Source organism: Sphingopyxis sp. EU05-FHT14B03 (genome assembly GCF_058790875.1).
In genome coordinates, this window is sequence record NZ_JBYTDC010000001.1 from 1,285,831 (window position 1) to 1,300,295 (window position 14,465).

Annotated in this window: 13 protein-coding genes; 5 read left to right on the forward strand and 8 right to left on the reverse strand. The window is 66.9% G+C overall.

The window, feature by feature from the left end; all coding sequences use genetic code 11:
• The first annotated feature begins 11 nt into the window (after positions 1-11).
• Positions 12-734 (forward strand): acetoacetyl-CoA reductase, encoded by a 723-nt coding sequence (gene phbB / locus AC3WS4_RS06305; protein WP_492735669.1) that lies wholly within the window; start codon positions 12-14, stop codon positions 732-734.
• 295 nt (positions 735-1,029) lie between these two features.
• Here the strand turns inward: phbB and AC3WS4_RS06310 are convergent, their stop codons facing one another.
• Positions 1,030-1,773, reverse strand: coding sequence for a helix-turn-helix domain-containing protein (locus AC3WS4_RS06310; RefSeq protein WP_492735667.1), 744 nt, complete (start codon positions 1,771-1,773; stop codon positions 1,030-1,032).
• Between the two features lie 191 nt (positions 1,774-1,964).
• On the opposite strand from AC3WS4_RS06310, the gene AC3WS4_RS06315 reads away from it, so the two are divergent.
• The gene (locus AC3WS4_RS06315; RefSeq protein WP_492736610.1) at positions 1,965-2,195 is read left to right on the forward strand and encodes a ribbon-helix-helix domain-containing protein; all 231 of its coding nucleotides are present in this window, start codon (positions 1,965-1,967) and stop codon (positions 2,193-2,195) included.
• A 137-nt stretch (positions 2,196-2,332) separates the two neighbouring features.
• On the opposite strand, the gene AC3WS4_RS06320 is transcribed toward AC3WS4_RS06315, so the two are convergent.
• The 3 genes from AC3WS4_RS06320 to AC3WS4_RS06330 form a co-directional block, all read right to left on the reverse strand.
• Positions 2,333-3,196: an ATP-grasp domain-containing protein gene (locus AC3WS4_RS06320; RefSeq protein WP_492735665.1), complete on the reverse strand. Its 864-nt coding sequence runs from the start codon at positions 3,194-3,196 to the stop codon at positions 2,333-2,335.
• Between the two features lie 123 nt (positions 3,197-3,319).
• Positions 3,320-8,038, reverse strand: a complete 4,719-nt coding sequence (locus tag AC3WS4_RS06325; RefSeq protein WP_492735663.1) for an NAD-glutamate dehydrogenase — start codon at positions 8,036-8,038, stop codon at positions 3,320-3,322.
• 301 nt (positions 8,039-8,339) lie between these two features.
• A complete protein-coding gene (locus AC3WS4_RS06330) occupies positions 8,340-9,668 on the reverse strand; it encodes a PAS domain-containing protein (RefSeq protein ID WP_492736608.1) in 1,329 nt (442 codons plus the stop codon).
• A gap of 165 nt (positions 9,669-9,833) precedes the next feature.
• On the opposite strand from AC3WS4_RS06330, the gene AC3WS4_RS06335 reads away from it, so the two are divergent.
• Positions 9,834-10,178 carry a GIY-YIG nuclease family protein gene (locus AC3WS4_RS06335; RefSeq protein WP_492735661.1) on the forward strand — a complete coding sequence of 115 codons (345 nt, stop codon included), beginning with the start codon at positions 9,834-9,836 and terminating at the stop codon, positions 10,176-10,178.
• 27 nt (positions 10,179-10,205) lie between these two features.
• Here the strand turns inward: AC3WS4_RS06335 and AC3WS4_RS06340 are convergent, their stop codons facing one another.
• Entirely contained in the window at positions 10,206-10,451 is a 246-nt protein-coding gene (locus tag AC3WS4_RS06340; RefSeq protein ID WP_492742675.1) for a hypothetical protein, read from the reverse strand.
• A 326-nt stretch (positions 10,452-10,777) separates the two neighbouring features.
• On the opposite strand from AC3WS4_RS06340, the gene AC3WS4_RS06345 reads away from it, so the two are divergent.
• Positions 10,778-10,981 (forward strand): hypothetical protein, encoded by a 204-nt coding sequence (locus AC3WS4_RS06345; RefSeq protein ID WP_187142068.1) that lies wholly within the window; start codon positions 10,778-10,780, stop codon positions 10,979-10,981.
• Between the two features lie 20 nt (positions 10,982-11,001).
• On the opposite strand, the gene AC3WS4_RS06350 is transcribed toward AC3WS4_RS06345, so the two are convergent.
• The 3 genes from AC3WS4_RS06350 to AC3WS4_RS06360 all read right to left on the reverse strand — a co-directional run bounded on the left by AC3WS4_RS06350 (position 11,002) and on the right by AC3WS4_RS06360 (position 13,312).
• Positions 11,002-11,700: a glutamine amidotransferase gene (locus AC3WS4_RS06350; protein WP_492735656.1), complete on the reverse strand. Its 699-nt coding sequence runs from the start codon at positions 11,698-11,700 to the stop codon at positions 11,002-11,004.
• Between the two features lie 230 nt (positions 11,701-11,930).
• Positions 11,931-12,428 carry a hypothetical protein gene (locus AC3WS4_RS06355; RefSeq protein ID WP_492735654.1) on the reverse strand — a complete coding sequence of 166 codons (498 nt, stop codon included), beginning with the start codon at positions 12,426-12,428 and terminating at the stop codon, positions 11,931-11,933.
• A gap of 56 nt (positions 12,429-12,484) precedes the next feature.
• Positions 12,485-13,312, reverse strand: coding sequence for an alpha/beta fold hydrolase (locus AC3WS4_RS06360; RefSeq protein ID WP_492735652.1), 828 nt, complete (start codon positions 13,310-13,312; stop codon positions 12,485-12,487).
• A gap of 174 nt (positions 13,313-13,486) precedes the next feature.
• Here AC3WS4_RS06360 and AC3WS4_RS06365 point away from each other — a divergent pair, with 174 nt between their 5' ends.
• On the forward strand, positions 13,487-14,458 hold the full coding sequence (locus AC3WS4_RS06365; RefSeq protein WP_492742677.1) for a GlxA family transcriptional regulator: 972 nt from the start codon (positions 13,487-13,489) through the stop codon (positions 14,456-14,458).
• Positions 14,459-14,465: the final 7 nt, after the last annotated feature.

Genomic DNA, 14,465 nt, shown 5'->3' on the forward strand with positions numbered 1-14,465 from the left:
GGGAGAGACTTATGTCACGCGTAGCGATCGTCACCGGGGGCAGCCGCGGTATCGGTGAGGCGATCAGCCTCAAGCTCAAAGAACAGGGCGTCACCGTCGTCGCCAACTATGGGGGCGATGACGCAAAAGCGCGCGAGTTCAGCGGCCGCACCGGCATCGCGGCGCGCAAATGGGACGTCGGCGATCATCAGGCGTGCCTCGACAATTGCGCGGCGATCACCGCCGAATTCGGCCCCGTCGACATCGTCGTCAACAATGCCGGCATCACCCGCGACGGCACCCTCGCGCGGATGAGCTACGACGACTGGCACGATGTCATGCGCGTCAATCTCGGCGGCTGTTTCAACATGGCAAAGGCGACCTTTGGCGGCATGGTCGAACGCGGCTGGGGCCGCATCGTTAACATCGGCTCGATCAACGGCCAGGCGGGCCAGTACGGGCAGGTCAATTATGCCGCCGCGAAATCGGGCATCCACGGTTTCACCAAGGCGCTCGCGCAGGAAGGCGCGAAGAAGGGCGTCACCGTCAACGCGATCGCGCCGGGCTATATCGACACCGACATGGTCGCCGCGGTCCCCGCCCCGGTGCTCGAAAAGATCGTCGCCAAGATCCCCGTCGGCCGCCTCGGCCAGGCCGACGAAATCGCGCGCGGCGTCGCCTTCCTGTGCAGCGAGGATGCGGGCTTCGTCACCGGGTCGACAATGTCGATCAACGGCGGGCAGCATATGTATTGACGGTGCCAGGCGCGTAACAAGGCGGTCGCGCAGCGAACGTCGCGTTAGGCGCCGGTGCCGCGCAGCGGCAGCCACCGGCACGGCCAGCGGGGCGGACGGCCCCGTCAGGCCGGCCGAACCCGTCTGACGTCATGGCGGCGGCTTTGCCGTCGCCGCTCGCCCTTCATCAAATGGAAAAAGCCGTTTGTGTCGAGCGAAGTCGAGGCACGCGAAGGTTGGCGCGGACGTGTCTCGACTTCGCTCGACACAAACGGGAAGAGAGGGCGGTTCCGAAGACCGCCCCCATCCCCGTCCCCTACTCCACCGTCACCCCGACCACCCGCCAGGCCCCGCCCTCGCGCACCAGCGACAGCGTCTCGATCGCCCCCGCCTTGTTCGCATAATCGGTGCGGAACTTGACCATCTGATAGCCATAGGGCGGCGCGGGCACCTCCTGCTCGCTGAGCAGCACCCGCGACCGGACCGCACCGAGCGGCCCCTGCACCTGCTGCGCCACCCGGGCCCAAGTCTCGGCGGTGTTGAGCGCCTTGAACGCCTGCCCGGTCGCCTCCCAGCTGCCATTCCAGTCGCCCTTCTCGACCAGCGCGAGCCAGTCGCGCGCCGCGCCGACCGCGGCGCTTTCGGCGGGGGCGGTGGACGGCGCCGCGGCGGGCGCACCGGCGGTGCCGGTCATCGACGAAATGGCGAACAGGGCAAGACCAAGCGACATGAGAAGACCTCCGATGATCCAGCCGAGCGGCCGCACCATGCGGGGCGCCTCGGCTGATGTCGCAACCTCCTCGACCCCGGCGGCGCCCGCACCCCCGAAAGCCTTGTCCCCAAGCGTTTTGGGATCTTCATGCTCGATGTCGCGCAGTTGCCGCGCCGCCTCGCGGCTGCTCGAAACCGCCATCTTGCGCCGCGCGTCGCGCAGCCGTTCGTTGATCGTGTGGACCGAAAGCCCGAGGTGGCTTGCCATCGATTTCGCGTCATAGCCGCTGACCAGCAGGCGCAGCGTCTCCTTTTCCTTTTCGGTGAGGGTCTGAATAGCTGCGGTCATCGGTTGGCCTGCACCCTTTCATCGTCGCCCCCGCGAAGGCGGGGGCCGGTGGCTGCATAGTGCAACACCGATAGCGGCCCCCGCCTTCGCGGGGGCGACGAGTTTGCTATCGGATGTTAGGCCCCGCCCGAATCGCGGTCACCCCCAAATAAATCGTACCCCCCGCCGCGAGCAGGCGATAAGCCATGGCCATGGCGGCGCCCTACCACCCCCCGGTCAAACGCTCGGTGACGATCGCCGGCCACCCGACCTCGATCAGCCTCGAACCCGTCTTCTGGGACGCGCTCGAAGCCGAAGCCGCGCGCCAGGCGCTCCCGATCAACGCGCTGGTCGCGCGGATCGACGTCGAGCGGATGGAGGCGGAGGACCCGCCGAACCTGACGTCGGCGATAAGGCAATGGTTGTGGCGGGAGTGTAATTAATCCTCCCTGTGGCGAAGCCATGGGGAGGGGGACCGCTCGCGAAGCGAGTGGTGGAGGGGCCGGCAACGTCGGCGCCAAAGCCCCTCCGTCAACGGCTCCGCCGCTGCCACCTCCCCATCGCTACGCGACAGGGAGGATCAGGCGGTGATCGCCCCCGCCACTGCTTTCCCGAACGCCGCGCCCTTGTCCTCCGCGAAGTGCAGGAACAGCGACGGCTCGATCAGTTCCAGTTCCATGATGTGCAGCACCCCCGCCGCGTCGCCGACCATATCGACGCGCGCATAGACTGGCGGTGCGGGGGCCGCAGCGAGCGCCGCGGCGGCTAGCGCCTGTGCTTCGTCGTTCGCCTCCCACGCCGTCTCGCGCCCGCCGAACTGTTCCTGCACGCGAAAGTCGCCCGCCGCCGGACGCTTGACGATCGCATGGCTGAACGCACCGTCGAAGAAAAACAGCGAAAACTCGCCGTCGCTCAGTATTCCCGGCATCATCGGCTGCACCAGCCGCCTTTGCCCCAGCGCATCGGCGGGCACGCCCGCGCCGCCCGCGACCCGGTGCGTGCCGTCGGCGCCGCCCGAGACCGCGGGTTTCACCACCACCTCACCGGCACCAAGCCGCGCCCGCGCCTCGGCCAGCCCGGCCTCATCGAGCGCCGCGACCTCGACGGTCGGCACCACCGCGACGCCCTTCGCGGCGAGTTCGGACAGATACGCCTTGTCGCTGTTCCAGCGCAGCACCGCGACCGGATTGAACACCGGCAGGCCCTCGGCCTCCAGCCGGTCGAGCAGCTTGTACCAGCCCGCCACATCGCGCTGATAGCCCCAGGCGAAGAGCGGCAGGATCAGGTCGAAGCCCGACAAATCGCCCGGATCGCCCCACACCCGCTGCTCGACCGCGAGTCCCGCGCCCGCCAGCGCCGCCGCCTTGCGCGCGAAGGCGGGCTGCCATTTCTCATAATAGTCGGGCGCGGGCACGAGGATCGCGACGCGGGGCTGGTAAGGCATGAACTACTTTACCTTGTCAAAACCCGTCATTGCGAGGAGCGAAGCGACGCGGCAATCCAGTAGGCGAAACCGCGCTGGATTGCTTCGCTCCGCTCGCAATGACGAGGTGATGGCACGCGACCTTTACCGCCCCAGCAGCCCGCGCGCCTGCCCGGCGATATGCGACAGCATCGCGCCATTGGGGTTCGGGATCGTCCGCGCGCGGTCGACCGTGGCACGGAACTGCGCGACGCGCGGCGCCTGCTCGGTCAGCCAGCCGGTGACCGCGGCATCGAGGTCACCCGCAGGCAGCCCCGCGAGGAAGGCCAGCCGCATCTGCTGGAAATCGCGCGCGAGGCTGTTGACCAGCAAGCGCTCCCACGGATCGGCGGGGCTCATATGCGCCGCCAGCGTCTGCGCCCAGTCGAGCCCCAGCGCCTCGCCCAAATGGGTGAAGGCATGCGTCACCGCGACCTCGTCGTCGCCGCGCCGCGCGGCGAGGTCGACGATGCCGATCGCGCCGTCGGTCTTGAACAGTCGCACCACCGACAAGGCCAGCGCCTCGGGCGCCCCAGCATCGAGCAATTGCTGGCTCAGCATGTCCCACTGGCGCCGGACCGACGGGCTGAGCAGCCCGTCGACGCGCGCCATCAGGCGGTCGACCCCGGGTTCGAGCCGCGCGACCGTCGGCCCCGGCTGCGCGTTGTTCGCCGACACGCGGAGCAGATCGGCCATTTGCGACGCCATCGCCGAGGCGGCCTGGGTGAACAGCGACAGGCGGATCGCCTCGTCGATCTTCGCGCTGTCGAGCGAAGCCCACAGGTCGTGCATGTCGAGCAGGCGCTCGACCGCGACGAAGGCGGCGGCGACGTCGCCGAGCGAGCAGCCTTCCTCCTCGACCAGTTCGAACGGATGGACGACGCCCATGCGGTTGATGATGCGGTTCGCCAGCTTGGTCGCGATGATCTCGCGGCGCAGCTGGTGATCGGCGATCGCACCGGCGAAATCGCGCTGCATTTCCTCGGGGAAGGCCGCCGCAAGGTCGCTGCCGAGCGCCGGATCGTCGGGCAGGTCGCTGTTCTCGATCGCGTCCTGCAGCGCCAACTTCGACGTCGACAGCAGCACCGCGAGTTCGGGCCGCGTCAGCCCGCGCCCTTCGGCGGCGCGGCGCAGCAGCTCGTCGTTCGCCGCCAGCCCCTCGACCTTGCGGTCGAGCCGGCCCGATGCCTCGAACGTCTCCATGATCCGCACCAGCGACGGCACCGCCGCCGACCCGCCCTTTTCGGCGATCGACAGCGCCAGCGCCTGCAAGCGATTGTCCTCGAGCACCAGCGCCGAGACATTGTCGGTCATCCGCACCAGCAACGCGTCGCGGTCGTCCTGCGCCAATCGTCCTTCGGCCATCTCGCGGTTCAGCGCGATCTTGATATTGACCTCGTTATCCGAGCAGTCGACGCCCGCGCTGTTGTCGATGAAGTCGGTGTTGATCCGCCCGCCATGCGCAGAGAAAGCGATGCGCGCCGCCTGCGTGACGCCCAGGTTCGCGCCCTCGCCCACCGCGCGAACGCGCAGATCCTCGGCATCGACGCGCAGCGCGTCGTTGGCGGGGTCGCCGACCTCGGCATTATTCTGCGCCGCCGCCTTCACATAGGTGCCGATGCCGCCGAACCACAGCAGATCGGCCGGCGCCTTGAGGATCGCCGAGATCAAAGCGCCCGGTTCGATCGGACCCGGCTCGATGCCAAGCGCATAACCAACTTCCGGCGAGACATCGATGATCTTCTGGCTGCGCGGGTAGACTCCGCCGCCATGGCTGATCAGCTTCTTGTCATAATCTTCCCAGCTCGACCGCGGCAGCGCGAACATCCGCTCGCGCTCCTTCCAGCTTTTCGCCGGATCGGGGGTCGGGTCGAGGAAGATATGGCGATGGTCGAACGCCGCGACGAGCTGGATCGCCTTCGACAGCAGCATGCCGTTGCCGAACACGTCGCCCGACATGTCGCCGCAGCCGACGACTCTGATGCTGTCGGTCTGCACGTCGACGCCCATTTCGGCGAAGTGGCGCTGGACCGAAACCCACGCGCCCTTGGCGGTGATCCCCATCGCCTTGTGGTCATAGCCCTTCGACCCGCCGCTCGCGAAGGCATCGCCAAGCCAGAAGTCGCGCTCCATCGCCAGCCCGTTGGCGACGTCGGAGAAGGTCGCGGTGCCCTTGTCGGCGGCGACGACGAAATAGGGGTCCTCGCCGTCATGGATGACGACACCGTCCGGGTGGATCACCTTGCCCGCCACCAGATTGTCGGTGATCGACAGCAGCGAGCGGATGAAGATGCGATAGCATTCGGTCCCCTCGGCGAACCAGGCATCGCGGTCGAGCGCCGCGTCGGGCAGCGCCTTGGGATAGAAGCCGCCCTTCGCGCCGGTCGGCACGATCACGGCGTTCTTGACGCGCTGCGCCTTCATCAGCCCGAGGATTTCGGTGCGGAAGTCGTCGCGGCGGTCGGACCAGCGCAGCCCGCCGCGCGCCACCGGGCCGGCGCGCAGATGGGTGCCCTCGACGCGCGGGCTATACACCCACACCTCGCGCCAGGGCAGCGGCTTGGGCAGCCCGGGAACCAGGCTCGAATCGATCTTGAACGCCAGCGCCTCGGCCGCCGCGGGCGCAAAGGCGTTGGTGCGCAGCGTCGCGCCGATCACCGCATGGAACAGGCGCAGGATGCGGTCGTCGTCGATCGACTTGATCGCGGCGAAGCCGGCCTGGATTTCCTTGTCGAGATAGTCGGCGCGCGCATCGTCGCGCTTCGCCGGATCGTGGAGCGCGCAGAAGCGCTCGACCAGCGCCCCGGTCAGGTCGGGGGCGTGGCGCAGCGCCGCGACCACCGTGTCCATGCCGTAACTCGACCCGCCCTGGCGCATGTAGCGGAACCAGGCACGCAGCCATATGATCGCCTGCGGATCGGTCTGCGTCACCAGCACCAGCTCGTTGAACGCGTCATTTTCCGCATTACCGTCCAGCACCGCCGCGATCGCCTTTTCGATCACCTCGGTATGCGCAATCAGCGCCAGCTCGTCGACCGACGCCGGCAGCTTCAGCGTGAAATCATGGATCACGACGGGGATCTCGTCGTCGCGCTCGGTGCCGGGAATGCGGCTCGCGCCCAGCGTCGTCGGAATCTCCTCGAGCACCTCGAAGCCGAAATGTTCGAGCGCCGGCACGACGTCGGACAGCGCCAGCGGACCGACCGCGCTATAGACTTTCAGCCGCAGCTTGTCGTCACCGTCGAGGCTCTTGCGCGCCAGCCGCACGCTGCGCGGATTCTCGGCGTCGAGGTCGCGCAGCCGCAGGATGTCGCGCGACGCTTCCTCGGGATCATAGAGGTTGCGGTAATTGGGCGGGAAGAGCGGCGCGAAGCGCGACGCCAGCGCCGCGGCGCGGCCGGGATCGCCGCGCTTGGCGAGCGCCGCCTCGACCTCGGGTTGCCAGCCGCGCACCATCTGTTCGAGCTGGGCGTTGAGCGCCTCGGCATCGGGCACCACCCCGCCGCTGCGCAGGTCGAGCGTGTAGCGCAGCAGCGCCGCGCCGCCATCCTCGAGCACCATCGTCCAGCCGATGACGCCGGCCTTGGCCTCGCGCACCAGCAGCGATTCGACCGCCAGCCGGCGCCCGGTCGACACTTCGTCGCGCGGCAGCCAGACAAAGACGAACAGATGCCGCCCCAGCGCGCTGCGCACCATCACCAGCTTCGGCCGCGGCCGGTCGGTGATCGACATCGAGGTCAGGACCAGGTCTTCGAGCGACTGGGCGTCGAACGCGATCAGCAGGTCGTGCGGCAGCGCGGTCAGCGCATGCGCCAGCGCCTTGCCGGCGTGGCCGGTCGGGTCGAAACCGAATTTCGCCATCAGCGCGTCGAGCTGCGCGCGCAGCACCGGCACCTTGTCGGGCCGCGCCGACAGCGCCGCGCTCGTCCACAGCCCGGCGTGGATCGACAATTTTTCGACCGTCTTGCCCTTCATCTCGGGCACGATCACCAGGTCGAGCAGCACGCGGCGGTGGACCGCCGACAGGCGGTTCGACTTGATCAGCAGCGGCGACGCGCCGCCGGCATCGAACCAGGCGAAGGCGGCTTCGAGCGCGGTCGGCGACAGCAGCTGGCTGGTGCCGCTCGCACTGACCCCCAGCGGCTGTTCGACCGCGCCGTCGCGGGTGCGCCATTCATGGCCGAGCTGGGTCATCGCCCCGCCCTCGAACCAGCGCAGCAGTTCGGCGGCCTCGCCGTCGGCGCGCATCGCGGCGTCGGCGAGCATCGCGGCGCGCATCGCCTTCCAGTCGGCGACCGCGGCGCGGACATCGGCCAGCGCGGCTTCGAGGCCGTCGAGCAGGCGGCGGCGGGCGCGGGCGTCGCCGCGCTCCAGTTCCATATAGATCACCGATTCGCGGTTCGCGCAGCCCGGGGTCGCGCTATCGGCACCGGTCAGCCCGCCCTTGGCGTCGCGTGTCGCGGCGACCACCGGATGCAGGATGCGGTGGATCACCAGCCCTTGCGCGCCGACGATCTGCGACACCGAATCGACCAGGAAGGGCATGTCGTCATTGACCACCGCGAGCCGCATCCGCCGGTCGGTGCCGTCGGCGACCATCGGTTCGAGCAGCAGCGACGGGACACCCGGCGCGCGGTCGAGCGAGGCGCGCGCGGCAAATTCGCCCGCCGCCTTCAGCGCCGCGGAGTCGAGGTCGTCGCCCTCGCCGGGCAGCGCGCTGCCGTGCAGCGCGGCCTGATAGGCCTTGGCGATCTTCGCAGGAACAGGAGCGGCCGCCGCGGCCTCATGCTCGGCTTCGGCGGTTTCGGCAATATTCTGGGGCATAGGTTACAGCATCCCGACTGAGGCGGGCCTGTGCCGGGGGGTGGCTGGCCCGTTCGCTGCGTCCCCATATGCGCCCGAGTGACGCGCGGCTCAACCCCCCGCGACGGCTCCGCGCAAATATATTTCAATTTTCGGATTGTCTGTTGCGCGGACCAAAAGATCCTCCCTGTGCCCGAAGGGCATGGGGGACCGTTCGCGAAGCGAATGGTGGAGGGGCCAGCGACCTCGGCGTCATCGCCCCTCCGTCAACCCTGCGGGCTGCCACCTCCCCATGCCCTTCGGACACAGGGAGGAATTGGAGTCACGGCGTGATCACCACCGCCTTGCGCGCCAGCTTCGCCAGCACCGCCTCGTCGTCGGCCGCCTTGGCGACGATCCCTATGTGCCCTCCCGGCATCGCGCGCGCGATCAGCACGACGAATTCGGCGTCGCCGGCATCATGTTCCAGGATCACCGCCGGATGCGCGCTGCGCAGCGTGTCGAGCGCGACGTCGGGCTTCGCTTCGGCAACCCCCGCCGGCTTGCGCTTCGCGCGCTCGTCCCTGACCAGCCCTTTCAGGCCGCCCGGATAATGGTCGAGATAGACCGCGAGTTCGCCCCGGCCAACGCCCTCTTCACGGGCATGGCCCAGCACGCAGGCATATTCGGCGATGCGTGTCTTGTCGTAGGTCGCCCCGAACACCAGCTTGACCAGCGGCGTCATCGGCGCGCGATCCTGCGCCTTCAGCCCGGCATCGTCGAGCAGTTCGGCAAACTCCTGCGGCTCGGCCTCGGCGGCGAGCGCAAAATCCCACGCCTGTCCGACCGCCTGATACAGCGCGCTGCGGCTGCGGCTGTCGGCGGCGAGCGCCTTTTCGGCGGTGGCGCGCGCCAGCGCCAGCCAGTCGGCGAGCCCCGCGTCGTCATCCAGTGCATCCGCGACCACGGCAGGCTCCTCGACCGCCGGCAACGGCAGCGCCGCCTCGGCCTCGCGGAGCGCGCCGAATCCCGGCGCGGGCTCATCGTCGATATGTTCGCTGTCGGGGCCGTCGGCCCACACCGGCACCGGGGCGGTCAGCGGCGGCGCGCTGCGCAGCGCCTGTTCGACCGACAGCTGCAATTCCTCTTCCTGGTCGGCGGGGGCCGCCTCTTTCCAGTTGATCACGCCCATGATGAAATCGATCGTGTCGTCGTCGGACGAAAAGGGCAGCAAGATGCCGCGGTACATGATCGTTGTGCCGCGATCGTTGACGAACTCGGCCTCGAAGCCGATCGGCGCGCGGTTGGCGATGATCTGCAGATAATGGTCGGTCAGCCGCGACAGCAAAGAGCGGCCGGGGACCTCCTTGATATATTGCACATCCTCGTCGATCTGCGACTCGGCGCGCAGCTTGTCGCCAAGGAACGACAGCCCCGGATTGTCGACCCCGGCGGTAAAATCGAGCAGCACCGCATAGGGACCGAAATCGTCGATATTGTCGAGATCGAGGTCCTCGACCGACGGATAAGCGCGGTCGGCGAGCAGCGACGCCCAATAATTATAGGCGCGCACCTGCATCCGCCGTTCGTCGACCCCGACGGAGGGTGGCGAATCGATCGCCCCGTCATCCTGGCCGTGGCTGCCCGAAAGCAGTCCGCGCATGCTGTCCATCATTCATCCCCACTGCCAAATATAGGTAAAGGTGATGCACCAGGACTGGTAAAGGCGGCGTAAACGATGGCGGCGGGGCGCGTTGAACACGACGCGTACGGGAACGGATCAATCCAACGTCACCCCGGGCTTGACCCGGGGCCTGCCTTGCCTTTCGATGCGACGATGGAACGCTATCCCTGCGTCTATATCCTCGCGCGGTCGTCGCACGGCACCCTCTACACCGGCGTCACCTCCAATCTCGTCCAGCGCATCCATCAGCATCGCACCGAGACCTTTGATGGCTACACGAAGGAATATGGGATCAAGCGGCTCGTCTGGTTCGAACGCCATGAGACCATGGACAGTGCGATCCTGCGCGAGAAGCGGATCAAGCGGTGGGTGCGGCCGTGGAAATATGATCTGATCAACGCGATGAACCCGAGCTGGCGCGACCTCGCCGAGGATTTCGGGTTCGAGCCCTTACCGCTGGCGCCAAGGAAAGCGGGTCCCGGGTCAAGCCCGGGATGACGAATGGCGGCCAACGACCGATTGCCTTCAGTCTAAACTCGCGAAGTGTCGGCGAATGATATCGCTGGGATCGCGATCTAGCGAACCCCCTTGTAAAACCACACCGTTGTCGAGAACAACTACCGGGCCATGGCCGACAAGAAAGCCTGACAAGTCAGACATGTCTTGTGACTTCACCCATTCCCTGCCTTGATAACGAAAAGCCCATCCACCCGGGATTTGTTCTATCGCATCCTCAAATACAGCCAGAGGTAAACCGACGCGCTTTTCCATATCAATTAGAAAGGCGTCGAATATCTTCCTTGCAGCCCACCCGTCCATAATAAATGTTCTCCAAGCGCCTCGGCCAATTGGATTGTTGTTATCCGCTTCCTACCCTATTCGGCCATTCGCTACCAAGGCGGATAAGATAGCCGCCAATGGGCGAGGACAGACATCCCTCCCCGTCACCCCGGGCTTGACCCGGGGCCTGCCTTGTCTTTGAACCGGCAGCGAAAGAAGGAAGGCGGGTCCCGGGTCGAGCCCGGGATGACGAATGACGGCTAACGACCGGTTGCGGACATTTTGCGTTTGGTTCAAAATCGCATGCGGAGAATGCGATGCCCAATGTGGAAGTTTACGAGAAGGACGAATTGACCCCTCTCTTTGAAGGCGATTTCATGTTCCTGCCTCGCCTTGGCGAAACCATTTCAAAGGATATGGGCGGATATTTCAACTACTACGATGTGGTTGAGGTTTGGCATCGCGAAGAAGGTGAGACCGGTACTTTTCGTGCCTGCGTCCGCGTAAAAATTGATGACTGAGGAATGACAGTTCCTCACCCCTACCCCGCCAGTTCGCTCAGCCACTGCGCCACCATCCGCCGCCCCGCCGCCACCGCCCCCGGCCCGCAGCGCGCATGCTCCGTCCGCATCGACTCCGCCGAACTGCCGACCTCGGCCAGCGCCTCGGGCCATTGCTCGACCCAATGTTCGAAGCGCGGGTCGAGCCCCATTTCGGCGTGGAACTGCAGCGCCAATATGTTCGGTCCGCGCCGGAACGCCTGGTGCGGATAGGCCGCGCTCGACGCCAGCAATTCGACATCCTCGGGCAGGTCGAAGGTGTCGCCGTGCCAGTGCAACACCGGCACCTCGGCGAGCTGGCCGAGCGGGGATGCCGCGTCGAGAATGGTCAGCGCATCGAAGCCCACCTCCTTCGCCGGCCCCGGATAGACCGGCGCACCCATCGCCGCCGCGATCATCTGCGCCCCGAAACAGACCCCCAGCGTCGGCCGCCCCGCCTCCAGCCGCCGCGCGAGCCGCCGCAGCTGGCACGCGATCCATGGATGCTCGGCCTGCTCATAGACCCCCATCGGCCCGCCCATCATGATCAGCAGGTCGGGTTCGTTCAGGTCGAGCTGCCCGAAACCCGGATCGCTAACGTCGATCCGGTCGAGCGCATAGCCCGCCGCCTCGATCGGGTCGCGAAACCCCGCGATTCCCTCATGCGGGACATGGCGGATGATGAGGCCGGTCTTGGTCATGGGCTTGAACTGACTCGACAAATCTGGCGACGAACGGAGCGTTTGCCGCGCCGTTTCGAACGACTCGCATCTAGCCAGAATCGCCGGCCGCTGTCACTCTACCAAAGCAGTAGAGATACTGTCGCGGCCCGTAGCTGAGCTTTGGCTCCCTCGGCTACGGGCCGCCGCTTGGTCGGCCTGTCGGCCATCAACAACGTCATTGCGAGCGCAGCGAAGCAATGCCGAACCGGTCAGGCGGCAGTCGCGACGACCTGCTTCACCCGCACCGCCTTATACCCCAGCGCCAGTACCGCGATCAGCAGCACCGCCTGCGCGATCAGGAACGGCGGTTCGTTGCCGTTCGGCGCCAGCGCGTTGAGTGCGGGCACTTTCAGGAAGCTCTGCACGACCAGCACGAACAGGTTGAGCCACAGCGCGATCGTCGCGGTCACCGCATAGATGGTCCGCGCGGCCCCCGCGAGCTTGCGGCCGTACCAGGCCCGGAAGCTTGCGACGAGGATCAGCGTCGAGAGGATGCCGACCCCGAGCGCGGGGGTGAAGCTCGCGATCGGGAACAGGAAGCCCGTCAGGCTGGTGAGCAACGTCGTCCACAGGAAGACGCCGGTGGTGCGGGGCAGGATGCGTCCGCGCGCGAAGGCGGGGAGCGCGACCAGCCCGGTGAGGATGCCGACGACGCTGATCGCGACATGGACCAGCGTGAACTGCGATAGGGTGAGACCGAGGATCATGGCACATCTCCTTCGAACAGGCGGGGCGCGGGTCCAATCCCGCGCCCCGCTGCGTATCAGCTGTTGATGAAATCGAGCAGGTCGGCGTTGAACCGGTCCTGGTGGGTGAGCGTCAGGCCATGGTCGGCGCCTTCATAGACCTTGAGCACCGCCTGTTTGACGATCTGGACGGTCGACAGCGCCGCGGCGCCGATCGGCACGATCTGGTCGTCGTCGCCGTGGAGGACGAGGGTCGGCTTGTCGAAGCGCTTCAGATCCTCGTGGAAGTCGCTCTCCGAAAAGGCGCGGATGCTGTCGAGCAGGCCCTTCAGGCCGCCGTTCAGGCCCTGTCGCACGAAATCGTCGCGCACCGCTTCGCTGACCACGGCGCCTTCGCGGTTATAACCGTAGAAGGGCAAAGTCAGGTCCTTGAAGAATTGCGGACGGTTGTCGAACGTGCCCTTGCGGATGCCGTCGAACACCTCGAGCGGCAGCCCGCCCGGATTGGCTTCGGTCTTGAGCATCAGCGGCGGGACCGCGCCGATCAACGCGACCTTGGCGACCCGATCCGTGCCATGGCGGCCGATATAGCGGGTGACTTCGCCGCCGCCGGTCGAGTGGCCGACGAGGATCACGTCGTTGAGGTCCAGCTGTTCGATCAGCTCGCCGAGGTCGTCGGCATATTGGTCCATGGTGTTATTCTCCCAGACCTGGTCCGAGCGGCCATGGCTGCGGCGGTCGTGGGCGATTGTGCGAAAGCCCTGGCCCGCAAAAAACACCATCTGCGCGTCCCAGGCGTCGGCGCTCAGCGGCCAGCCGTGCGAGAAGACGATCGGCTGCCCGTCGCGCGGACCCCAGTCCTTGTAGAAGATGTGCGTGCCGTCCTGTGTGGTGATCGTGGTCATGTCGTGGTTCCTTTCACTTGGGTGGGGCGGAACCCTCCGTCCCTGTGCCACCCATCTACGCGCCTTCCCCCTTGCGCGGGATTGGCGGAAACGACATTATGCGGGCCGAATACGACAAACCGGAGTCACGTCATGCGGCACCTTCGCCAACATCCGCAGAATCTCCCCCCAAAATTGCCGGAAGTCGGCCTGATGCTCTACCCCGACTGCCAGATGGGCATGGTCAGCGGCATCACCGACCTCTTCCACGTCGCCGGCCGCTTCGCCGCCGAGCATGACCGCGCGCCCATCCGCGTCAGCCACTGGCGCCTCCGGGACGGCGGAGGCTTCGCCCGCTGCTTCGACAGCCACCCAGACGAACCCGCGCGCAACGCACCGACGATATTGATCGCGCCGGGCAGCCTTCACAAATTGCTCGAAGCCGAAGAGGCGGTTCCCTACGCCCGCTGGCTGCTCGATCGCCACGCGCAGGGCACGACGCTCGCTTCGACCTGCGGCGGCGCCTTCGCGCTCGCCGCGACCGGGCTGCTCGCCGGGCGGCCTGCCACGACACACTGGTTCTTCGCCGACGAATTCCGCGCCCGCTTCCCCGACGTGCGTCTGGAATCGGATCACATGGTGATCGACGACGGCGACATCATCACCGCGGGCGGGCTGATGGCGTGGACCGACCTCGGGCTGCGCGTCGTCGAGCGCCTGCTCGGCCCGACGGTGATGATGGAGACCGCGCGCTTCTTCCTGATCGACCCCGGCGGCCGCGAGCAGAAGAATTACGCGAGCTTCGCCCCGCGCCTCACCCACGGCGACGAAGCGATATTGAAAGCGCAGCACTGGCTCCAGGCGAAGGAGGGCCGCATGGCGGGGGTCGCCGAACTCGCCGCCGAGGCGGGGCTGGAGGAACGCACCTTCCAGCGCCGATTCAAGGCCGCGACGGGCATGACCCCGATCGAATATTCGCAGCATCTGCGCGTCGGCAAGGCGCGCGAACTGCTCGAATTCACGCGCCGCACCGTCGACCAGATCGCCTGGGCGGTGGGTTACGAGGACGCCGCGGCGTTCCGCAAACTCTTCCACCGCATCACCGGCCTGTCGCCGAACGACTACCGCCAGCGATTCTCGACCGAATCGCTGGCGAGCGTCGCCTGAGATTCTC